Source organism: Legionella donaldsonii, assembly GCF_900452385.1.
Taxonomy (GTDB): domain Bacteria; phylum Pseudomonadota; class Gammaproteobacteria; order Legionellales; family Legionellaceae; genus Tatlockia; species Tatlockia donaldsonii.
This window is the reverse complement of the sequence record NZ_UGOA01000001.1, coordinates 897,318-919,182: the sequence shown is the minus strand read 5'-3', so window position 1 is coordinate 919,182 and position 21,865 is coordinate 897,318. Positions and strand designations below refer to the sequence as shown.

The window sequence follows — 21,865 nt, the reverse complement described above, 5'->3', positions numbered from 1 at the left end:
TTCATGCACCACCTGATTATCGGCTACGGTTATTGTGGCTATCATTTGGCACAATATTTATTAAACCGGCAACAAACGGTGACGGCTATATCACGTCATCTTGACGAATCAATGAATTTGCCAGGTTTACAACACATTACTCACGACATTAATAAACCTTTTCTATGGCAAGAAAAAAACACCGTCCTTTATTATTTAATTCCACCCGCCAGTGAAGGTGAACAGGATAACATTCTGCAGACCTTTCTTAGCCTAAGTTCCATACAACCTGCCAAGATTATCTATTTTGGTTCCAGTGGTGTTTATGGTAATCACCAGGGAAACTGGGTTAACGAACAGTCAAGCTGCAATTTGGATCATCCCAGACAACATCGTCGCTTAAATGCCGAACAGCAATGGCTCACCTTTTGTAAGCAACAGCAAATTCCTTGCGTTCTGTTTCGTGTGGCGGGTATTTATGGACCCAATCGCTTGCCACTGCAAGCCGCCATGGCTCAAAAACCGCTTCTTGCGCCTCGTGAAGCCCCTTACACCAATCATATCTACGTGCATGATCTCAGTGAGATTGCTTATCAGTTTGCCGAAAAAATTGAGTTAAGCGGCATTTATAATATCGCTGATGGTAAACCAGACCTGTTGGGGACTTTACAACAACAAGTTGCACAAGCACTTGGATTAGAAGCAGCACCTTATGAACCGTGGGAACAAATCTGGGCATTAGCAAGCCCAATGAAAAGAGAGTTTATGCTCGCCTCCAAACGCTTGAGCATTGATGCTTTACGCGCTACCTTAAAGGAAACATTAAAGCTCACTTCATTATCAGAGGCAGTCATTAATAGTCTTAAAGAGGAAGGTAATTTTTCATGAAGATCTTAATTGCTGGCGCGTCTGGCTTTATTGGCCAGGAATTAGTAAAAGCATTAGCCGAGCATAATCTTACTGTGTTAGGGCGAAACAGAGCAACCTTACAACAGTGCTTTTCCAACACGGTCACCAGTTGTACTTGGGATACTCTACATGAACTGGATGCCCAGGCCTATGATGTACTCATCAATCTTTGTGGTTACAACATCGGCGCATCCCGCTGGACTACAGAAGTCAAAAAACAACTTATTGAATCGCGTGTCAACACAAGTACTGCTTTGATCGATTGGGCCATCAAGCAACAGGCAAGACCTCGATTTTACTGCGCAAATGCAGTCGGTATTTATGGCCTGCAGGAGAATGGGGCTCCGGACGCTTTTGACGAAAACAGCATCCTTGATTTTAACCACCCGCGGGATTTCCTTAACGAGATAGGGCTACGCTGGCAGCAAGCCTTGCAACCAGCAATTGAGCATGGCATGCAAACAACGATTACCCGTTTTGGTGTTGTGCTTAAAAAAGGTCAGGGTATGTTAAAAAAACTAGCCCCCAGTTTTTATTTTGGCTTAGGCTCGATAGTAGGTGATGGCAGACAAGTCATTTCCTGGGTACATAGCCAGGATCTTGTCGACGCTTTTTTATTCTTATTGGATAACCCTGAATTAACCGGTGCCTTTAATCTCACATCACCCTATCCGGTAAGCCAGGCAGAATTTGCTCGTACACTGGCCAAAGCCATGCATCGTCCGTTATTATTTAAAATCCCGGCATTTATTATACGTATGCTGTTTGGTGAAATGGGAGACTGTTTATTGCTCCAAGGACAACGAGTCATGCCCAAACGTTTACTGGAAAATGGCTATCAATTTCACTATCCACATCTGATTGACGCTTTAACGAAGGAATTTGGGTAGGGACTGTTTACCTATCTACTATCTAGGACGGGAGAGCACCATGACTAATTTTATTAAACAGACTATTGCTCTGGCAAAAGAAAATGTAAAACATGGCGGCCGACCCTTTGCCTGCCTCATAGTCCAACAGGGCCATGTCATTGCTCAAGCAACAAACCAAGTTGCACAAACCAAGGATCCGACTGCCCATGCAGAAATTGTTGCTATCCGTGAAGCTTGTACAAAGTTAGGTACGGAGCATCTGACTGATTGTGAGTTTTATATTCTTGCTCACCCCTGCCCCATGTGTCTTGCAGCAATGTATTATTGTAGCCCACTTAAAGTGACCTTTATTACTACACGCGATGATTATTCCCATTATTATGTTGATCATCGGAAATATTTTACTTTGGATAATTTTTATGCTGAATTTGGCAAACCCTGGCAAGCGCGCAATTTACCAATGACTTACCACCCTGATCCGGAGGGAATTGAAGTTTATAAACTTTGGCGCCAACTAAATCCAGCCCCATAATAGTGCGTATAAGGTTTACCGCAGGGATTTTTCTAAATAGATACGTGCATGGCCTTGAATATAATCCGGTACTTCGGCAATGACTTTATAGCCTAATTTTTCATAAAAGGGCTGCGCCTGGAAACCAAGGGTATCGGTAATACATCGCGTACAATTTAGGACAAGACCCTTTGATTCAGCCGCATGCAGAATGAGTGAGCCAAATCCCTGTTTCCTATGTTTTTTATCGACATAGAGCGTATCCAAATACATGGTATCGCCATGAGTCCAGATAAAAGCGCCAGCAATAATATTAGCTTTAGAATCCCTGTTAATCACCGTAAAATGGTGATTATTACCTGGCAATGCTTCTGCATTATATTCGTTTAAAGCATTTTTAAGCCATTTAATATCATCGTGAGAGCAATCAGTATCCACTAAAATTTCCAAGTGGTCCGAACCAGTATTGTTAGGCATTAAAGTCTCCGATGAGAAAACGAGTTATTATTCTGATAAAGAAAGCTACAAAATTATAACCCAATAAAATTCCTCCTCCTAAAATGATACTTTTTTTTACATCTATAGATGTTTTCAAGCCCAGGGCTCTTCAAAGAAAGAGCCCTCTTCACCAAGGCTAATCTTAGCCCTAATCCAAAATATCAATAGGTATGTATAGGGCTTCACAAGTCTTATCCACAAATTCTGTGGATAAGATTGTGTATAGGAGGTCAAATCCTTCTTTAACCCTAGGTCACCTCAGATGTTCAGCTAATTACCAAACCAGATTTACAACGCTGTATCCAATAGATAAGGCCACAAAGTGGCCTTAAACAGAATAATAAAAATAAGCGCTATGGAATAAAAATGCGGACACAGCGCGTTCTAGCGAGGCTAATTTTATTGCCAGAAATCACAAGACTAGAGCCAAAATTCGTCATCGTTGCAGTATTTGCTGGATCATTCGGATCCTCGCAAGGCTAAAAAATCCCTCTGAGCAACCAAGGCGTAATTATTTTTCTCTTTTTCTTGTTTTTCAAGAGCGTTTTAAGCCAATCCCAGGAAGTGGTTATAGGGTTTTTAGGTAGAGAAGTCGGAGGTAATGAGCACGCTCAATTAAACTTAAGCCCGGCTAAAATCAAAAGCCAAGATGTTTGCAATCGCTGATTGGTTACAGGCCAAAGCTAGAAGTCTATCAATGCCCAGAGCAACGCCACTGCAGGGTGGTAAACCATGTTCCAATGCTTGCAACAAATATTCATCGGGTTGAGGCTGAGATAGACCTTGCCGTGCACGAATAGCCAGATCCTGTTTAAAACGTAATGCCTGAGCCTTGGCATCAGTGAGTTCATGGAAACCATTCGCCAGTTCAACGCCTTTAAAGTAAATTTCAAAGCGCTCAGCAACCCCTTGATTGATCTTCGCCAAAGCGGCTTGTGAGGGTGGGAAATTATAAACAGCCACAGGCAAAGGTTCTTTGCCCAGTGCAGGTTCAACCACGTGACTCATTAATAAAAACAAATATTGATCCGGATCTTGTTCATTGGCTGTGAGCACGTTATCCAGTTCAAATCGGTGGACAATCTTTTGTAACTGGGGAATTGTTGCTGTATGAGGATCAAAATCACAATGCTCAAGAAAAACCTGTTGATAGGTTTTTCTCAACATGGGTTGGCAATTCAAGATCAATTGTAACAAAGCATCCATTTCATCCATCAAAGCATGATGATCAATATCCAATTGATACCATTCAAGCATGGTAAATTCTGGGTTATGCCAACGACCCAATTCATCGTCACGAAAAACTCGTGCTAATTGAAAAATAGGTCCACTGCCCGCAGCCAATAAACGCTTCATGTGGTATTCCGGTGACGTTTGCAGGCAATAACTTTGTTCACGAAAAATTGCTTTGATATTTGCTAAATAAACATCAGTGATACCGAAACGCGCCATAATTGGCGTCTCGACTTCCAAATAACCGCGTTGATTGAAAAACTCACGAATTTGGCTAAGGATTCTTGCTCGCTGCTGCAAAAATTCTATAGACGCAGAAGGCTTCCAGAGTACTTCCTTATCCATTAATAAAAAATCCCTAATTCAAGACGCGCTGCTTCGGTCATTCGTTCTTGCGTCCACGGCGGGTCCCAAACCAATTCAACGGTGCAATCACTGACTCCTTCAACTTGATTAACCGCTTGTTCAACAGTACCGGGAAACGTTTGTGCTACCGGACAACCAGGCGTAGTTAAAGTCATCTGGATGTGAACATGCTGTTCTTCATTAATAGCAACATCATAAATCAAACCCAAATCATAAATATTAACTGGTATTTCCGGATCAAAGACGTTTCTAAGCGCTGTGATGATCTGTTCTTTTAAAAGGTCATGATCCTGCTTTTTTTTAAATCCAAACATGACAATTACTCCGTAGAAACAGTTTCTGAACTCTTCGAGAGTGCAGCTTCCAGAGTATGCCAGGCCAGGGTGGCACATTTAACCCGTGCAGGATAAGCCCTTACACCAGCCAGCACAGCAAGCTTGTCTAAAGAGAGTAATTGGTTATCATCATCTTTGGTTACCATCGTATGAAAACGCTCAAACAATTGATGCGCTTCTTCAACTGTTTTACCAACCAGGGCTTCTGTCATTAGCGAGGCAGAGGCCTGTGAAATTGCACAACCGCAACCAACAAAACTTACATCAACGATAATCCCAGCCTCAAGTTTCAGATAAACAGTCAATTTATCACCACAAAGAGGGTTAAACCCATTCGCTTGGGTCGTTGCATCAGGCATAGGATGGTGATTACGCGGATTGCGATTATGATCAATAATAATTTCCTGATAAAGCTCCCGCAATTCCATACTCATGCAAATACCTCTTTCACCTTATGCAAGGCTCGAATACAACGATCAATTTCTTCCTTCGTATTATAGAAAGATAAGGAAATTCGGCTTGTTGCAGCCACATCAAAAAAACTCATTAATGGCATCGCACAGTGATGGCCACTACGAATAGCAATGCCAGCACTATCTAATATTGTGCCAATATCATGCGCATGAATTTTTCCATGGACAAAAGAAATAACCGGTACTTTTTGTTTCGCTGTACCAATAATATTAAACCCCTTCACCGACTGCACAGCCAAGGTGGCATAATCAAGCAAGTGGGCTTCGTAAGCGGCAACGGCCTCCATATCCAAAGACCATAGATAATCCATAGCAGCACCTAAGCCAATTACCCCCGCTATATTGGGAGTACCTGCTTCAAACTTGTGAGGCAGGGCAGCGTATTCGGTTGCTTCAAGAGTAACGTAGTTAATCATCTCGCCGCCACCTTGATAAGGCACCATATCATCCAGGAGATGTTCTTTCCCCCATAACACACCAATGCCCGTAGGCCCATACATTTTATGACCAGAAAAAGCATAAAAATCGCAATCCAGGGCCTGCACATCAATAGGCAAATGTGCTGTGGCTTGTGCACCATCTAGCAAGACCAAAGCACCATGGGCATGAGCCATCTCAATCATTTTTGCAACGGGATTAATGGTACCCAAAGCATTTGAGGCATAGCTGATAGAAACAAATTTCGTGTTTTCATTCAGCATTTTTTCAAATTCGTCCAACAGGATTTCGCCCTCAATGGAAATAGGGGCGACTCGTAAGCGGGCACCGGTTTTTTTACAAACCATTTGCCAGGGAACAATATTGGAATGATGTTCCATATGAGTGATCAAAATTTCTTCGCCAGGAAGGATTCGTGGAGCAACAAAACTTTGTGCGACCAGATTAATCGCTTCCGTCGTCCCACGCACAAAAATACATTCACGAGCGGAGCGAGCATTAATAAAATGCTGCACTTTGTTACGCACCGCTTCATATTGTTGTGTAGCGCGTACACTTAAAGCATGCACCCCGCGATGTACATTCGCATTATCATAAGAATAATAATGGGCAATCGCGTCGATCACTGACTTGGGTTTTTGCGTCGTTGCTGCATTATCCAAGTAAGTTAAGGGATAGTCATTTATTGTTTGATTCAGTACCGGAAAATCAGCACGAATAGCCTCTATATCCCGATCTTCAATTAAAGCTGTTGCTGCACTCATACTCTCACCTCAACTGCTGATTTAGCAAAGTCCCCATCCATTCCGCAAGCGTACGATGCGGAAGAAGACGTAAATTATCAGCGGCAAACGCATGGATTAAGTAACTACTTGCTTCACGTCTATCTATTCCACGAGTTGCCAAATAGAACAAAGCATCCTCATCCAATTGCCCTACTGTCGCTCCATGTGTACAAACCACGTCATCAGCAAAAATTTCTAATTGCGGTTTACTATCAATTTCGGCCTGTGCAGATAACAGCAGATTCTTATTTTGCTGTTTGGCTTGGGTATGCTGTGCTCCCCTGGCTACGATTACTTTGCCATTAAACACAGCACGGGAACGCCCGCTCAAAATCCCTTTATAATCCTGTTCGCTCTGGCAATTGGGTACTCTATGATGGATGGTCGTGTGATGATCAATATGCTGGCCTTCGGCAGGAGCATAAATACCATTAAGTAAACAACGCGCATTTTCTTCCTGCAAATCCAGGCTCATATCACTACGGACCAGTTTGCCACCCAAACTCAAAGAATGACTATCAAATTGACTATTTTTTGCCAACTTCGCTGCAAGATAGCCAATGTGATAAGCCAACTTACTCTCACGCTGAATTTTATAATGAAGCACTTTGGCATGCGCGGCAGCAAATACCTCAGTAATCGTGTTGGTAAAATAACTACACGCTTCTTCACCTCGATATTCTTCAATGATCGTAGCCTGACTCCCTTCCTCAGCAATAATGAGATGGCGGCCATAAACAGCCTGATTGGCTTGATCTTGCCAATGCGATAAAACAATCGGTTCTTCAACACAAACACCTGCTGGCAAATAAATAACAACACCGGTGGCCAACATCGCTGTATTTAACGCATGAAACCCATTTTCGTGACGTAACAATTGCCCCAAATAGGGCTTAATCTTATCAGTCTGTTGCTCAAGAGCCTGGGCAAGCGATTGTACTAGAACCCCTGCCGGCAATTGTTTGGCAAGTAGATCAGTACCAAATACTTGACCATTCTGGATAATTAATTGCATGCTTGCTGGTAAATCAGAACGAGGAGGCGTCGATTCAGGCGTCAAAAGACCCTGCTGTTTTGCAAAGCGTTGCTGCAAAAATGAGTCTACCAGCGTGTATTTCCAATCCTCATCCTGTCGTGTTGGAAAACCGTAGCGAGTCAATTCACGCAAGCCTTTTGCCTGTAATTCGGCTAGCCAGGGTATGGTTGATATCCCTGTCTTCGCTTGCTGCTTATAAAAATCAAGGAGTTCACTCATGCCTGCTCAATCTCCTCAAGCCAACTGTATCCTTTTTTCTCCAACTCTAATGCTAATGACTTGTCACCAGACTTAATGATACGACCATTGGCTAACACATGAATAAAATCAGGTTCAATATAATCTAACAATCGCTGATAGTGGGTTACCAGAATGATGGCGCGTTCCGGCGAACGCATGGCATTGACTCCCTGCGAAATAATCCGCAATGCATCAATATCCAGGCCTGAATCTGTTTCATCAAGAATGGCAAGTTTCGGTTCAAGAGCCAGCATCTGTAAAATTTCATTGCGCTTTTTCTCACCACCAGAAAATCCTTCATTGATGCTTCGGTATAAAAAACTCTCATCCATATCTAATAACTGACATTTTTCGCGAATAAAACTTAAAAACTCAATGGCATCCAGCGTGTTTTTACCCTGCCCTTTACGTACCGCATTCACCGCGGCTTTAAGGAAATTAATATTGGTTACACCAGGAATTTCAACCGGGTATTGGAAAGACATAAAAATTCCCGCTTGAGCACGTTCTTCAGGTGCCAAGGGCAATAAATCCTTTCCTAAATAAGTGATGGAACCATCGGTTATCTCATAGGCCGGGTGTCCGGCCAAAACTTTTGATAAGGTACTTTTACCAGAACCATTGGGTCCCATAATGGCATGAACTTCACCTGGTTTTACGGTGAGATCAATGCCTTTTAGAATAGGTTGCGCATTAATTGCGACATTTAATTGATTGATTGCTAACATATTAACCGACTGCCCCTTCCAAACTAATGCCTAATAACTTAGTAGCCTCTACAGCAAACTCCATAGGTAACTCTTTCAAGACTTGTTTGCAGAACCCATTGACGATCATGGAGACGGCGTCTTCTGTATCGATGCCGCGCTGTTGACAATAAAACAACTGTTCTTCACTGATTTTAGACGTGGTTGCTTCATGCTCTAATTGTGCCGTAGGGTTTTTAACCTCAATATAAGGAAAAGTATGGGCTGAACATTCAGAACCCATTAACATGGAATCACATTGCGTATAATTACGCGCATTGGTGGCCGTAGGAGCGATACGCACCAGGCCACGGTAAGCATTGTGTGATCGACCAGCGCTGATTCCTTTGGAGATAATGGTAGAACGTGTGTTTTTACCCAAATGGATCATCTTCGTTCCAGTATCAGCCTGCTGAAAATTATTAGTAAGTGCTACAGAATAAAACTCACCGACTGAATCATCACCTTGCAAAATGACACTAGGGTATTTCCAGGTAATTGCCGAACCCGTTTCAATTTGTGTCCACGAAATTTTCGAGCGTTTACCGCGACAAGCACCGCGCTTTGTAACAAAATTATAAATACCACCTTTCCCTTCTTTATCACCCGGATACCAATTTTGTACGGTTGAATATTTAATCTGCGCGCCTTCCAGTGCTACTAATTCAACCACTGCCGCATGCAATTGATTCTCATCACGCATCGGTGCGGTACAACCTTCCAGGTAAGATACATAGCTATCACTATCTGCAATAATTAGAGTACGTTCAAACTGACCCGTTGAAGCGGCATTAATACGAAAATAAGTAGATAATTCCATAGGACAACGTACGCCCTTGGGAATATAAATAAAAGAGCCATCACTAAATACAGCTGAATTAAGTGCTGCATAAAAATTATCACGATAAGGCACAACAGAGCCCAGGTATTGGCGTAGCAAATCAGGGTATTTATGCACAGCCTCTGAAAAAGGACAGAAAATAACACCAACCTCAGCCAACTTCGCCTTAAAGGTTGTCGCCACAGAGACACTATCAAAAACTGCATCAACGGCTACACCGGCAAGCATTTCCTGTTCTTTTAAAGGAATACCTAATTTCTCATAAGTCCTCAATAACTCCGGATCAACTTCATCAAGACTTTTAGGTGCATCTTTTTTACTTTTGGGGGCCGAATAATAAGAAATAGCCTGATAATCGATTGGCGAGTAATGCACACTGGACCATTCAGGATGCGGCATAGTTTGCCAATGCCTGAATGCAGCCAAACGCCATTGCAATAAGAACTCTGGCTCACCTTTAATTGCCGACAGACGACGAATCACCTCTTCGTCCAAACCTGGCTCGAAGGTTTCAACCTCAATGTCTGTAACGAAACCATGTTGATATTCCCGCTCGAGGAGGGAATTAATTTGTTCACTGCTTTTCGCCATTACTCACTCCACTTGCCAACTGCCTGATGCGGTTAATATCAACCGCTTGGAGAGATGGTTTTGCCAATGCCTCCAAACTCACACTATCCAGTGCTGTTTCGATAGCTTGGCTTATTAACCGCCAATTGCCTTGAATGTGACAGACTCCCTGCAAGGAACATTCATTCGGTTGCAAACTGCACTCAGTCAACCCGCGCTGCTCTTCCAAAGCATAAATAATCGCGGCGACTGATATCTCACTTGCAGCCCGCTGCAAACGGTATCCTCCACTCACACCACGTACTGAAGTCAGTAATCCTGCTGCAGTTAGGCGTTTTAATAATTTGCTGACTGTTGGTACAGTCAAATGAGTGTGTAACGCGATATCACGTGCATTACAAAGCGTTTGTGCCCGCTTCGCGAGATACACCATCACAACTGTTCCATAATCGGCCAATTTGCTGATGCGCAGCATACCACCCCCACACCAAATAATCTAGTACCAAATAAGTCTTAATTTTACAGGAATTATATTCTTTAATATAGTACTAATTCAGTTCTATTTAAAGCAAAAGACGAATGATACTCCATTTTAGAAGTCAGAGGCAATCAAAATAGAATTGACTCCGTGAGTTAGTAATTTCTTCAAGATCAATTAGATAGAGTTGTTCTTTATTTTATCACACCGACCAAGTGAAATACAAATAGCCAAGCTGAGCAATTGACATCCATTCTTTAGGCGTTATAATGCCGGCACTTACTCTCAGTGGAATGACCGATGAAAGGATCTTTTAAAGTTATCATGAAAACTCTGGCAGTAATCAGTTGTACTGCTTTGTTTTTCTCTCCTGGTTTTGCTGAACCTGCAAATCTTAGCTTAGTTAAAAAAGAGATTCAGGTTTATCATGATTCTGGTCTTTATGAAAAAGAATTGGCACAAGTTATCGCCCAAGCACGCGGTTATATTGTCAAAGAAGCTCTAGCAAACAGCCAGAGTAGAAATCCCAAAAAATTGGCTGTCGTACTTGATATCGATGAGACGAGTTTAAGTAACTACGATAAAATGGTTAAACGGGATTTTGTTGCCAATCGTGACCAATTACATAAAGAAATTTTAGCTGCCGATGCACCAGCAATAGCACCCATGTTAGCTCTTTACCAGGATGCCCTGAAACATGGTGTGAAAGTCTTTTTTGTCACTGGACGCCCTCTTTCTGAATTAAAGGCAACCAGAGCCAATTTATTACGTGCAGGTTTTAACCATTGGGCGGGCCTTTATTTACGACCTGATACCTATCGTCAACCTTCGATTACCCCTTTCAAAACCCAGGCGCGAAAATCAATTGTCAATCAAGGTTATACAGTTATTGCATCGATTGGCGATCAAGACAGTGATCTGAAAGGCGGTTTTATGCAAAAAGGATTCAAGCTGCCTAACCCTTTTTATCACTTACCGTAAGATTCTGCGAAGAACGCAGTCCTATAGCCTGGACTGCACACTGTAACCCGGGATTTTAAAGCACTTGCTCTCTTAATTTTGAATCCCGGGCTTCGGATATACCTTCACCCGGGCCACCGATTCTAATGGTAATCTACAGCGATGATTTCGTATTCAACCAAGCCACCGGGTGTTTCTACTGTTACCGTATCATCCACTTGTTTACCAATTAAGGCGCGCCCAATTGGCGAACTGTAAGAAATTTTATTTACTTTAATATCCGCTTCATCTTCACCAACAATTTGATAAGAGAGTTCTGCATCAGTTTGTAAATGACATACGGTAACCACTGCGCCAAATACCACCTTGCCATTATTCGTTACTTTACTGAGATCAACGATTTGAGCATTCGAAAGTTTGGCCTCCAACTCTTGAATCCGTCCCTCGTTAAAACTTTGCTGTTCACGCGCAGCATGGTATTCAGCATTTTCTTTCAAATCACCATGTTCGCGGGCAGTTGCTATCGCTTCAATAATACGCGGTCTCTCAATTGATTTAAGACGCTGTAATTCATTTTTAAGCGCTTCTGCTCCTTGCACTGTCATAGGATGTTTTGACATAGACCACCACCTTTAATGTAAATCTTGTAATCGGGTAACCGTTTCACGGTCCTCGTATTTCATTGCCAAACATGCTGCTTCGGCACCTGAGAGCGTTGTAGTATAGCTGACCTTATGCTGCAACGCATTGCGTCTAATGGCAAAGGAATCTGCTGTTGCTTGCTTACCTTCTGTGGTATTTACAATAAAATCAATTTCATTATTTTTTATAAAATCGACAACATGCGGTCTGCCTTCTGCCACTTTAAAAACTCGTCGACAATCAATCCCGGCCGCTTGCAAAACCAAGGCTGTACCACGGGTTGCGATTATTTCAAAGCCCAATTGGATAAGCCGCTTAACTATTTCGCCAACTCGTGCCTTATCCGCATCACGCACAGAAACAAAAGCACGCCGCCGTTTAACAATATTACAACCGGCTCCCAACTGTGCTTTAGCATAAGCTTGACCAAAGCGTCTGGCAATACCCATGACTTCGCCCGTCGATTTCATTTCTGGCCCTAAAATTGAATCGACACCAGAGAATTTAATAAAAGGAAACACAGGAAGTTTGATTGAGTAAAAAGCGGGCATTGGATAGTGCTGGCTTAAACCTTGCTGCTTCAAACTCTGACCCACTTTACAACGAGCTGCAATTTTTGCCAGAGGTAATCCGGTCGCTTTCGAAACAAAAGGCACCGTTCGTGATGCTCGCGGGTTCACTTCCAGCACATAAATATCATCAGCCTGAATAGCAAATTGCGCATTGATTAAGCCAACGACCCCTAACTTCAGCGCCATTTGGCGAATTTGCTCAATTAAATCCTGCTGCACCACTACACTTAAACTAAAAGGAGGTAACGTACAGGCAGAGTCACCCGAATGCACCCCAGCTTGTTCTATGTGTTCCATGATGGCACCTATCATTACTTCTTCACCATCGCAGACTGCATCAATATCGACTTCTATAGCGTCGTTTAAGAATTTATCCAGTAATACTGGCGAATCATTTGAAACAGCCACTGCATGCTCCAAATAATAACGCAAATCGTCTTCCTGATAGACTACTTCCATAGCTCGACCACCCAATACATAGGAAGGCCTCACCACCAATGGGTAACCAATACGTTTAGCAAGCTCTATCGCCTCCTCTTCACTACGTACCGTACCGTTGGCTGGCTGATGCAGGTTCAACTCAGTCACTAATTTCTGAAAGCGTTCTCGATCTTCTGCTTGATCAATCGCATCTGGAGACGTACCGATAATAGGCACTCCGTTTGCCTCCAGTTCACGTGCTAATTTCAACGGTGTTTGTCCACCATAGTGCACAATAACCCCTGCTGGTTTCTCAACAGCAACAATTGACAAAACATCTTCCAGAGTAACAGGCTCGAAATAAAGGCGATCAGACGTATCAAAATCAGTCGATACTGTTTCAGGGTTGCAATTCACCATGATGGTTTGATAGCCAGCCTCTCTTAAAGCCATAGCAGCATGTACGCAACAATAATCAAATTCTATTCCCTGGCCTATGCGATTAGGTCCTCCACCAAGAATCATGATTTTCTTTTTGCCAGTCTCAGGCCTTGCCTCACAAACCGTTTCATAACAGGAATACAAATAAGCGGTATCACTGGGAAACTCCCCCGCACATGAATCAATGCGTTTATAAACCGGCACTACTCCCAGCTTTAATCGATGAGCTCTAACCTGTTCTTCACTGCAATATAAAAGGCGAGCAAGGTAAGCATCAGAAAAGCCATGCCGTTTGAGATGGCGCAGCGTGATTTTATCCAGGTCTTGAATCGATTTTTCATGAAGAAGTCGTTCCAGTAGCACCAACTCTTGAATCTGTGCTAAAAACCAGGGATCGACTTTGCTCTCCTGGTATATTTCTTCTAACGATAAATCCTGGCGAAAGGCATCGGCGATATACCATAATCGATCAGGCGTAGGCTCACGCAAATGGCCTCGTAAACGTGCCATATCACCTTTAGTAAATAAAGGTTCCAAACCACAGCGACCTATTTCTAAACCACGAATTGCTTTCTGTAACGATTCCTGAAAATTAGAACCAATTGCCATTACCTCGCCTACTGACTTCATTTGGGTAGTTAAGGTCGCTGGGGTTTGAGGAAATTTATCAAAATTAAATCGCGGAATTTTAGTAACCACATAGTCAATACTGGGCTCAAAGGACGCCGGTGTTTTGCCCCCCGTAATTTCATTGGCCAACTCATCCAACGTGTAGCCAACGGCAAGCTTGGCGGCTATTTTAGCAATAGGAAAACCTGTTGCTTTGGAGGCCAGGGCAGAACTGCGTGACACCCGTGGATTCATTTCTACCACTAGCATACGTCCATCTTCAGGATTAACCGCAAACTGCACATTAGAACCACCAGTGTCGACACCCACAGCACGCAATACTTTAATAGCTGCATCACGCATGCGCTGGAATTCTTTGTCAGTCAACGTCTGTGCCGGTGCAACAGTAATTGAATCACCGGTATGGACCCCCATGGGATCTAAATTTTCAATCGTACAAACAATAATACAATTGTCCTTCTTATCGCGCACCACCTCCATCTCGTACTCTTTCCAACCGAGTACGGACTCATCAAGTAATAACTCATGGGTAGGGGATAATTCGAGGCCACGAGAACAAATTTCTTCAAATTCTTCACGATTATAGGCGATACCCCCGCCACTTCCGCCCATGGTGAAAGAAGGCCTGATGATGGTCGGAAAACCCAGTTGCGCCTGTACCTGAAAGGCCTCTTCCAAACTGTGTGCAATTGCTGAGCGCGGCATCTCCAAACCAATTTTCTTCATCAATTGGCGAAACTTATCCCTGTCTTCGGCTCTGTCAATTGCATCACGAGTAGCCCCAATCATTTCAACGGAATACTTCTCTAATACACCTTCTCTTACCAAATCCAAAGCACAATTAAGAGCCGTTTGCCCGCCCATGGTTGGCAATAAAGCATCTGGACGTTCCTTGTCAATAATTCGCGCTACTTCCTGCCATTGCACGGGTTCAATATAGGTTGCATCAGCAAGTTCAGGGTCGGTCATGATCGTTGCTGGATTAGAATTCACCAAAATGACTCTATATCCCTCTTCTTTCAACGCCCTGACGGCTTGTGTCCCTGAATAATCAAATTCACAAGCTTGGCCAATGACTATCGGACCAGCACCAAGAATGAGGACGGATTGAATATCAGTACGTTTTGGCATATTAACTACAAAATGGATTAAAGTGGCTTATTTTACCGATTTTTGCTTAAAGTTTATACCCATGCATTGCGATTTTTCCTCTAATCCGCCATGAAATCGCGCTCATTGAAATAACTTTTAGTTGCAGTTAGCCGTTAATCATTATCAATGACGTTATGAATTGTATCGATTGAAAGAACGATCATGGGGATTACAACATCCGTTTGGAAAAGCTGTATTCTGTTGTCTTTCCAATCATTTTATTTGTAATCACCATGTAGTTTTGCCCATAAGCGCCCTAACAGTTCGTGCATGGCAATACTTAAATAAAAAAGATTATGCGGGTTAGGCAAATAGGTTTTACCCCAACGCTCATCATTCCAATAAAAAGTAAAATCAGTCGGCGCTGCGATAGGATGCATGCCTCTCGCCTGGCAAAGCGCCATTGCGCGTGGCATATGAATAGCAGAAGTGACTAAATAAAATGGTTCTTCATGGACGATTTTTTTAATTGCCTTAACTTGATCAGCGGTATTTATGGAGGCTTTTTCTAAAACAATATGACCAGCCGGAATTGTGCACCAAGACGCTAACTCTGCCATACGCATTGCCTCAGGCAGCTCAAAACCATACCCCCCTCCTGAGAGTAATAATTTTGCTTGCGGTAATTGTTTATAGAGCCTTACTCCTTCTAACAATCGCTTGATGCTGGCTGAATATAACAAGCTGTTTACTGCTTGTCCTGGCATTTCTGATTGCCCCCCGCTAAAGACCACCACCCAATGAATGGCAGGATCAACCTGGGTAATAACAGGATACTGATCTTCCAATTGACGGGTAACCGCTTGAGGTATCCAGCCCGTACTGCATAATAAAAGTAACAGCGCGACCACTAGGAAGCCGCAACGCACCAACATACTGTCTCCGTGCAGCCATAGCAGGATCAAAAAAACGCACAATAATACCCAGCACAGGAAAAAAGGGTTGAGTACTCCTTCAAGTACATGACGAATAATAACCACTATCTAACCCTACCCATCAGATAAAGTCCTAACAAAGCAAATATAAAAGTCGGTCCTAAGGCAGCGATTTCCGGCGGCCATTGAAATACCTGACTTACCGGTCCGAAGAAACGATTGACAATATGGAATCCAAAACCCACCGTAGCTCCAGCCAATAATTTTGACCCCATGGTTGACGAGCGCAGCGGGCCGAAAATGAATGGGATAGCCAGGATCATCATCACGACCGTTGTCAATGGTTGTATCAGCCGTTGCCAATAAGCCAATTGGTAATTACCTACATTTTGATGGCTGTGTTTCTGGGCACGCAAATATTGACGTAATTCATGCAAAGTCATTTCATCCGGTTCACGACTACTGACGCTTAAAATATCCGGTTTCACCGGGACGTCCCAGGGCATTGCTTTAATTTTGCGAGTCTGTGTACCCTCGTCATTAATGATGGTTTCCGCTATATCATGGGCTTCCCATTGACCATTCACATACTTAATTCTGTCGATGTGACGGGCAAAACGCATTTTATGAGATTCATCGAAATGATATTGAAACACTAATTCCAAGGTATTATTAGGTAAGATAGTTCCGATGGAAATAAAATCATTTAGATGGCGCAGCCAAACACCATGCGCTGTACGTAAAGTCTGGCCACCGCTCATAGCCTGTATTTTTTGATCATTGGCATAAGAAGCCAGCCTTGGCACGATGGTTTCCCCTACCAAAGTGACAAAAAGAATAAGGAATAAAGCAGCCTTAAGTACAGCCAGTGTGACTTGACCAATAGACATCCCGGCTGCGCGCATTACAACTAATTCGCGATGGTTAGCCATAATACCTAAACCAATCAAACAGCCCAACAAACTAGCCATCGGAAAAAACAAGTAAACCTGGTAAGGCATCTGTAAAAAAACATAAAGGGCTGTTTGGACGATACCATAATCCCCCTTACCCAAATCATCTAACTGGTTCACAAAGAGAATAAACACTTGTAACCCTGCAAGCATCAAGGTCACCAAAGCAATGGCTGCCAAAACCGTTTTTGCGATGTAACGGTCGAGCAATTTCATGACAATTTCACCTGATTACGCCAAATCAACAGTATACCTATTCCTGCAACAGCAAGGTGTAACCACCACATGCCAAACCACAGCGGCACTTTGCCAGCTATGATCCAGTCGCGAGAAACAAATATAAAATTGGCATACACAATATAAAGAACTATCGCAGGTAACAATTTTGCATATTTACCTGCACGCGGATTAACCCGACTTAAGGGAACGGCCACTAAGGTTAAAGTCAACACCATAATCGGTACCGATAACCGCCATTGCAATTCTGCAGCTTTCCGTTTATCTGGGTTATTGAAGGGCAACAAACTGGCCGTATCCGTCGTACGAATGTCTTTTTCTATTTCAATTACCGGATGGGGCAACCGTGCTTTGTATTGATCAAATTCTGAAACCTGAAAATCGGCCTTTCCAGGCATCCCTTCATATTCACTGCCCTGTTGCAAAACAATATAGTTTTCCAGGGTATTCGGATCAGTTTCAGCAAAAGCCCGCTCTGCCAACAGAATATCCCATTGCAAATGATTATCTTTAACAACCTGGCGCGCCAGAAATACTTGCTGTGCTTTTGAGTGTTCTCGATTCATTGATTCAACATAAAAGACTTGCTTGCCTTCCGATAAAGCCCTAAATCGACCTGGCACAATCATTTGAATGGCGGTTTGAATACCGGTTGTACGTAATAATTTTGCTCGCTCAGTGGCAATCACCGGACTTGCCCATATCATGATAATCCCTACTAATACACTGACCACCGCGGCCATCACAAAACTATGGCGCAGTAATTGAGAAGGTCCATAACCACAGGCTTGCAACACCGTCATTTCACTTTCAGCATAGAGACGGCCATAAGCAATCAACAAAGCCACATAAAATCCAAGCGGGAGCAATAATCCCATAAGGTTTGGCAATTCCAGCATCATTAATTTCATAATGATCATGCCAGGAATTTGTCCACTGGCAGCACGATTAAGATAACGTACAAATTGATTAGACATGAAAATCAACAACAAGATAGTTGTTAACGATGCTAAAGTAACAAAAACTTCTTTGGCTAAATAACGAAAAATCAGCACGGCCTGTCTCTATTGATCAGGACGTATTAGATAGATTTTGGACAAAATTAGTTTCTCCTGAATCGTTCACGATACTTATACGTAGATTCTTTAACAGCACAGCATACCATAAGAAGATGGATTGCTTAACGTCTTCCCAGAAATGGCAGTAGAATTACGAACCGACCCTAGGTAAACTAGCAGTTTTTGCGCATGATAGGAAGTAGAAATGAAGTATGGGTTAATTGCAACACCATCACTTAAAACCAATGAATGCCTTGTTCTTGGCTTCTTTGACGACTGCGGCTTGTGTGATTTTGGCAAAACACTGGATAAGCAATGCAATCATCTTATTTCCCGTTTATTTAAAAAATTAAATGATGAAGGCGATTCTATATGGCAGGCTGATATTGATGGTCACAGTCTAATGCTTCTTCATTGTGGCAAAAAAGCCAAATTTTCTGCAAAAAATTTGCGCAAACGCCTTGGTGACGTCGGTGCCGCGCTGATTAAACAACGTATCGTTACAGCCACGATCTGTTTACCCCAGGTCGATGAGCATCATGCCGATTGGCAAGTCCAACAAATGCTGCTGCAGTTAGATGCACAGTTATACCAACTTTCTGATTTTAAAACCAAAAATAAAAAACCCAATCGACTCGAAGCAATTGATTTTTATCTGCCAGGGGCATCCGGCACTGTTATCGAAACCAGCAAAGCAATCGCCGCCGGCGTACAGCTCGCTCGCACCCTAGCCGACTTACCGGCCAACCATTGCACTCCCACCTACCTGGGAGAACAGGCTATGGAGCTGGCACAACAGCACGAAAATCTCTCCGCAAAAATAATGTGCCCTGAGGATATGCAAGCCATGAACATGGGCGCATTGCTTGCGGTTGCTAAGGGCAGTGCAGAACCCCCCCGTTTAATTGAAATGCAATATTGTGGCGGTGGTGATACCCAACCGGTTGTCCTGGTTGGCAAAGGGATCACCTTTGACTCTGGCGGCTTAACCCTAAAGCCAGGTAATGCCATGGATGAAATGAAATATGATATGTCTGGTGCTGCAGCCGTCTTTGGAACCATCAAAGCCTGTGCAACATTAAAATTACCGATTAACCTGATTGGCCTTGTTGCCAGTGCAGAAAATATGCCCAGTGGCACGGCCATAAAACCGGGCGATATTGTTACCAGCATGTCCGGTCAGACGATTGAAATACTAAATACTGATGCCGAAGGGCGGTTAGTGTTAGCTGATGCCCTAACTTATGCAGAACGGTTTCAACCCGATTGGGTTATCGATCTTGCGACACTTACCGGGGCGATGATTATAGCACTGGGCCATGTCAATACAGGGTTTATGACGGAAGACGAGGAGCTGGCTAATAGGATTCTTGCTGCCGCCAATGAAAGTGACGATAAGGCCTGGCGCATGCCACTGGATGAAGCGTATCAGGAGGCCCTTGATAGTCCCCTGGCTGATATGATCAATGCTTCTTTTGATCGCAGTGCTGGTGCAATTACCGCTGCCTGCTTTCTCTCACGCTTTGCCAAAAAATACCGTTGGGCTCACATGGATATAGCAGGCACGGCCTGGATCTCAGGTAAAAAACGCAATGCGACTGGCCGCCCTGTCCCTTTATTAATTGAGTTATTACGCCATGTCATCAGTACGCGTTGATTTCTACTTATTAAATAGCAATGAGCTGTCTTCTCGTTGGTTACTGGCTTGCCGTTTGCTGGAAAAAGCCTATCTACGTGGCCATCAGGTTTTCGTCTACTGCGATACAAAACAGGACGCGGAACAACTGGATGAGTTACTGTGGACTTTCAAAGACAATAGTTTCATCCCTCATAATTTGCAAGGAGAGGGGCCAGAGCCGCCGCCCCCCATACAGCTTGGCTATCAGGGAGAGCCACGCGGGTTCAATGATATTTTGCTAAATTTGGCTGCTCCAATTCCCAGCTTTTATGCACGCTTTCGCCGCGTTATGGAAATCGTTGTCAACGACGAGGCAGCCAAGGAATTAAGCCGCGCCCATTACCGTGAATACCGTGCAAAACAATGTGAACTGCATACTCATGACATTGAATTGTAGCCTGGTAAAATGCCTAGGGTCACTCACCCAGGCCTTCATCAAATTTTCGCTACATTTCGTTTAGGTGTCACCCAGTCGGTATATAACAGGTGGAGTCTAAGACCAGCCCGCCCGGGTGAAAACCAAAGGCTATAACACGACCACCTTTAACAGTATTAATGAAGCCCTTTATTTCCCATACGTTTTTAACAAATAATGTGCTACCGCACGCAATGCCATCGCTTCGCCACCTTCTGGTTTTCCTGGCTTGCTGCTGACATTCCAGGCCATAATATCAAAATGGATCCAGGGAATAGAGGAGGTAACAAAGCGTTGTATGAATAACGCTGCGGTGATAGCGCCGGCATAACCGGAAGAACTTGAATTCACCAAATCGGCAATTGATGAGTCAAGCATCGAGTCATAACCGGCAAAGAGTGGTAAACGCCAAATCGGATCATCAACAGCCCTTGATGATTCAATCAATGTGTGTGCAACATCATCGTTATTGCAAAACATAGCAGCTATCTCAGTCCCCACAGCAACACGGGCAGCGCCTGTTAAGGTAGCAAAATCAAAAAGCACTTCAGGTTTTTCTTCACACGCTTTGGTGATTGCATCCGCTAAGATTAGCCGCCCTTCTGCATCCGTATTATCGATTTCCACCGTTAAACCATTCCTCATGGTTAAAACATCGCCTGGGCGAAAGGCATCAGGGCCTACTGAATTTTCAACAGCCGGAACAAGAACTTGTAAACGAATAGCCAATTGCTGGGTCATGATCCACTGCGCCAAGCCAATCACATGCGCAGCACCACCCATGTCTTTTTTCATCAAACGCATACCACTTGATGGTTTGATATCCAGGCCGCCGCTATCAAAGCAAACCCCTTTCCCCACCAGGGTTACACGTGGATGTTTCTCATCACCCCAGGTCAAAGATAATAAACGGGGTGCTTTTGCCGATGCTCGACCAACGGTATGAATCGCAGGAAAATTAGCAACTAGCAACTCATCACCGACCCATTGCTCAAAATGCGCGTGATGTTCCTTTGCCAAATCAGCCAATACCTTGGCTAATTCCTCTGGCCCCATATCATTGCTCGGCTTGTTGATTAAATCACGCACCAGGAAGATGGCATTACAGTCTGCCAAGATTGCCGTCAATTGCGCTTTATTGACGATGAGAACAGTAGGAAGCGTGTCTTGTTTTTTATAATCGGCAAAACGATATTGTGCTAGTGCCCAAGCGATACAGGCTTCCTGTTTTAAATCCTGTTGTGGAATATAATGGCCGGGCGGCAAGGATTTAGCAGCTTGAGCAAGTGCTTGACTTTGATTATCGTCATCACCCGTGCCGAGATAGACCTTGTGAAGAAGACCATCCTGCGTATTGAGCAGACAAAGATCACCCGCTTTACCTTTGAATTGCTGCCCAAAAAACGCATTACGCTCTGCGGCATTTAAAGTTTCCAAACCCTTTTCCCATTCGGCTTTAGTCACTAAAAACAAAGGCACGGCCTTTTCAGAATGAGTACCATAAAACAGATCTGCGCGCATC

Annotated in this window: 21 protein-coding genes; 6 read left to right on the top strand and 15 right to left on the bottom strand. The window is 43.5% G+C overall.

Features of this window, described 5'->3' with window-relative positions; translation table 11 throughout:
• Positions 1-3 precede the first annotated feature (3 nt).
• From DYC89_RS04305 to DYC89_RS04295, 3 genes are read left to right on the top strand one after another with little or no spacing between them, the layout of a single operon-like run.
• On the top strand, positions 4-867 hold the full coding sequence (locus DYC89_RS04305) for an SDR family oxidoreductase (protein ID WP_115220657.1): 864 nt from the start codon (positions 4-6) through the stop codon (positions 865-867).
• A complete protein-coding gene (locus DYC89_RS04300) occupies positions 864-1,778 on the top strand; it encodes a TIGR01777 family oxidoreductase (RefSeq protein ID WP_115220656.1) in 915 nt (304 codons plus the stop codon). The genes DYC89_RS04305 and DYC89_RS04300 overlap by 4 nt, the downstream gene beginning before the upstream one ends.
• Positions 1,779-1,818: 40 nt before the next feature.
• On the top strand, positions 1,819-2,292 hold the full coding sequence (locus tag DYC89_RS04295) for a nucleoside deaminase (RefSeq protein WP_115220655.1): 474 nt from the start codon (positions 1,819-1,821) through the stop codon (positions 2,290-2,292).
• A 15-nt stretch (positions 2,293-2,307) separates the two neighbouring features.
• Here DYC89_RS04295 and DYC89_RS04290 read toward each other — a convergent pair whose 3' ends face one another.
• The 9 genes from DYC89_RS04290 to DYC89_RS04250 all read right to left on the bottom strand — a co-directional run bounded on the left by DYC89_RS04290 (position 2,308) and on the right by DYC89_RS04250 (position 10,307).
• Positions 2,308-2,748: a GNAT family N-acetyltransferase gene (locus DYC89_RS04290; protein ID WP_115220654.1), complete on the bottom strand. Its 441-nt coding sequence runs from the start codon at positions 2,746-2,748 to the stop codon at positions 2,308-2,310.
• A gap of 642 nt (positions 2,749-3,390) precedes the next feature.
• Positions 3,391-4,347, bottom strand: coding sequence for an elongation factor P--(R)-beta-lysine ligase (epmA, locus tag DYC89_RS04285; protein ID WP_115220653.1), 957 nt, complete (start codon positions 4,345-4,347; stop codon positions 3,391-3,393).
• On the bottom strand, positions 4,347-4,682 hold the full coding sequence (locus tag DYC89_RS04280) for an SUF system Fe-S cluster assembly protein (RefSeq protein WP_115220652.1): 336 nt from the start codon (positions 4,680-4,682) through the stop codon (positions 4,347-4,349). The genes epmA and DYC89_RS04280 overlap by 1 nt, the downstream gene beginning before the upstream one ends.
• Before the next feature lie 5 nt (positions 4,683-4,687).
• Positions 4,688-5,137, bottom strand: a complete 450-nt coding sequence (sufU, locus tag DYC89_RS04275) for a Fe-S cluster assembly sulfur transfer protein SufU (protein WP_058446533.1) — start codon at positions 5,135-5,137, stop codon at positions 4,688-4,690.
• The gene (locus DYC89_RS04270) at positions 5,134-6,378 is read right to left on the bottom strand and encodes a cysteine desulfurase (RefSeq protein ID WP_115220651.1); all 1,245 of its coding nucleotides are present in this window, start codon (positions 6,376-6,378) and stop codon (positions 5,134-5,136) included. Before DYC89_RS04270 ends, sufU begins: the two co-directional genes overlap by 4 nt.
• A 4-nt stretch (positions 6,379-6,382) precedes the next feature.
• Positions 6,383-7,654, bottom strand: coding sequence for a Fe-S cluster assembly protein SufD (sufD, locus tag DYC89_RS04265; RefSeq protein WP_115220650.1), 1,272 nt, complete (start codon positions 7,652-7,654; stop codon positions 6,383-6,385).
• Positions 7,651-8,403 (bottom strand): Fe-S cluster assembly ATPase SufC, encoded by a 753-nt coding sequence (gene sufC, locus DYC89_RS04260; RefSeq protein WP_115220649.1) that lies wholly within the window; start codon positions 8,401-8,403, stop codon positions 7,651-7,653. Before sufC ends, sufD begins: the two co-directional genes overlap by 4 nt.
• Before the next feature lies 1 nt (position 8,404).
• Positions 8,405-9,853, bottom strand: coding sequence for a Fe-S cluster assembly protein SufB (gene sufB, locus DYC89_RS04255; protein WP_115220648.1), 1,449 nt, complete (start codon positions 9,851-9,853; stop codon positions 8,405-8,407).
• Positions 9,837-10,307 (bottom strand): SUF system Fe-S cluster assembly regulator, encoded by a 471-nt coding sequence (locus DYC89_RS04250; RefSeq protein WP_019218120.1) that lies wholly within the window; start codon positions 10,305-10,307, stop codon positions 9,837-9,839. The genes sufB and DYC89_RS04250 overlap by 17 nt, the downstream gene beginning before the upstream one ends.
• Before the next feature lie 303 nt (positions 10,308-10,610).
• Between DYC89_RS04250 and DYC89_RS04245 the strand changes: the two genes are divergently transcribed.
• The gene (locus DYC89_RS04245) at positions 10,611-11,291 is read left to right on the top strand and encodes an HAD family acid phosphatase (RefSeq protein ID WP_412754764.1); all 681 of its coding nucleotides are present in this window, start codon (positions 10,611-10,613) and stop codon (positions 11,289-11,291) included.
• A gap of 122 nt (positions 11,292-11,413) precedes the next feature.
• Here DYC89_RS04245 and greA read toward each other — a convergent pair whose 3' ends face one another.
• The 5 genes from greA to lptF form a co-directional block, all read right to left on the bottom strand.
• Positions 11,414-11,890 carry a transcription elongation factor GreA gene (greA, locus tag DYC89_RS04240; RefSeq protein ID WP_115220647.1) on the bottom strand — a complete coding sequence of 159 codons (477 nt, stop codon included), beginning with the start codon at positions 11,888-11,890 and terminating at the stop codon, positions 11,414-11,416.
• Between the two features lie 12 nt (positions 11,891-11,902).
• On the bottom strand, positions 11,903-15,106 hold the full coding sequence (gene carB / locus DYC89_RS04235) for a carbamoyl-phosphate synthase large subunit (protein WP_115220646.1): 3,204 nt from the start codon (positions 15,104-15,106) through the stop codon (positions 11,903-11,905).
• Positions 15,107-15,345: 239 nt separating this feature from the next.
• On the bottom strand, positions 15,346-16,107 hold the full coding sequence (locus DYC89_RS04230; protein ID WP_181879317.1) for a YdcF family protein: 762 nt from the start codon (positions 16,105-16,107) through the stop codon (positions 15,346-15,348).
• Entirely contained in the window at positions 16,107-17,177 is a 1,071-nt protein-coding gene (gene lptG / locus DYC89_RS04225) for an LPS export ABC transporter permease LptG (protein ID WP_115220644.1), read from the bottom strand. Before lptG ends, DYC89_RS04230 begins: the two co-directional genes overlap by 1 nt.
• Positions 17,168-18,247: an LPS export ABC transporter permease LptF gene (lptF, locus tag DYC89_RS04220; RefSeq protein WP_115220643.1), complete on the bottom strand. Its 1,080-nt coding sequence runs from the start codon at positions 18,245-18,247 to the stop codon at positions 17,168-17,170. Before lptF ends, lptG begins: the two co-directional genes overlap by 10 nt.
• A 208-nt stretch (positions 18,248-18,455) precedes the next feature.
• On the opposite strand from lptF, the gene DYC89_RS04215 reads away from it, so the two are divergent.
• Together DYC89_RS04215 and DYC89_RS04210 are read left to right on the top strand one after the other, a co-directional pair.
• Positions 18,456-19,907: a leucyl aminopeptidase gene (locus tag DYC89_RS04215; protein ID WP_115220642.1), complete on the top strand. Its 1,452-nt coding sequence runs from the start codon at positions 18,456-18,458 to the stop codon at positions 19,905-19,907.
• Positions 19,888-20,325: a DNA polymerase III subunit chi gene (locus tag DYC89_RS04210; RefSeq protein WP_115220641.1), complete on the top strand. Its 438-nt coding sequence runs from the start codon at positions 19,888-19,890 to the stop codon at positions 20,323-20,325. The genes DYC89_RS04215 and DYC89_RS04210 overlap by 20 nt, the downstream gene beginning before the upstream one ends.
• 168 nt (positions 20,326-20,493) lie before the next feature.
• Here the strand turns inward: DYC89_RS04210 and DYC89_RS04205 are convergent, their stop codons facing one another.
• Positions 20,494-21,864, bottom strand: a complete 1,371-nt coding sequence (locus DYC89_RS04205) for a leucyl aminopeptidase family protein (protein ID WP_115220640.1) — start codon at positions 21,862-21,864, stop codon at positions 20,494-20,496.
• Position 21,865: the final 1 nt, after the last annotated feature.

Bases quoted from the DNA above. Each gene is read 5' to 3' on its own strand.
- DYC89_RS04305 (WP_115220657.1), top strand. From the start codon at position 4: ATGCACCACCTGATTATCGGCTACGGTTATTGTGGCTATCATTTGGCA.
- DYC89_RS04300 (WP_115220656.1), top strand. From the start codon at position 864: ATGAAGATCTTAATTGCTGGCGCGTCTGGCTTTATTGGCCAGGAATTA.
- DYC89_RS04295 (WP_115220655.1), top strand. From the start codon at position 1,819: ATGACTAATTTTATTAAACAGACTATTGCTCTGGCAAAAGAAAATGTA.
- DYC89_RS04290 (WP_115220654.1), bottom strand. From the start codon at position 2,748: ATGCCTAACAATACTGGTTCGGACCACTTGGAAATTTTAGTGGATACT.
- epmA (WP_115220653.1), bottom strand. From the start codon at position 4,347: ATGGATAAGGAAGTACTCTGGAAGCCTTCTGCGTCTATAGAATTTTTG.
- DYC89_RS04280 (WP_115220652.1), bottom strand. From the start codon at position 4,682: ATGTTTGGATTTAAAAAAAAGCAGGATCATGACCTTTTAAAAGAACAG.
- sufU (WP_058446533.1), bottom strand. From the start codon at position 5,137: ATGAGTATGGAATTGCGGGAGCTTTATCAGGAAATTATTATTGATCAT.
- DYC89_RS04270 (WP_115220651.1), bottom strand. From the start codon at position 6,378: ATGAGTGCAGCAACAGCTTTAATTGAAGATCGGGATATAGAGGCTATT.
- sufD (WP_115220650.1), bottom strand. From the start codon at position 7,654: ATGAGTGAACTCCTTGATTTTTATAAGCAGCAAGCGAAGACAGGGATA.
- sufC (WP_115220649.1), bottom strand. From the start codon at position 8,403: ATGTTAGCAATCAATCAATTAAATGTCGCAATTAATGCGCAACCTATT.
- sufB (WP_115220648.1), bottom strand. From the start codon at position 9,853: ATGGCGAAAAGCAGTGAACAAATTAATTCCCTCCTCGAGCGGGAATAT.
- DYC89_RS04250 (WP_019218120.1), bottom strand. From the start codon at position 10,307: ATGCTGCGCATCAGCAAATTGGCCGATTATGGAACAGTTGTGATGGTG.
- DYC89_RS04245 (WP_412754764.1), top strand. From the start codon at position 10,611: ATGAAAGGATCTTTTAAAGTTATCATGAAAACTCTGGCAGTAATCAGT.
- greA (WP_115220647.1), bottom strand. From the start codon at position 11,890: ATGTCAAAACATCCTATGACAGTGCAAGGAGCAGAAGCGCTTAAAAAT.
- carB (WP_115220646.1), bottom strand. From the start codon at position 15,106: ATGCCAAAACGTACTGATATTCAATCCGTCCTCATTCTTGGTGCTGGT.
- DYC89_RS04215 (WP_115220642.1), top strand. From the start codon at position 18,456: ATGAAGTATGGGTTAATTGCAACACCATCACTTAAAACCAATGAATGC.
- DYC89_RS04210 (WP_115220641.1), top strand. From the start codon at position 19,888: ATGTCATCAGTACGCGTTGATTTCTACTTATTAAATAGCAATGAGCTG.
- DYC89_RS04205 (WP_115220640.1), bottom strand. From the start codon at position 21,864: ATGCGCGCAGATCTGTTTTATGGTACTCATTCTGAAAAGGCCGTGCCT.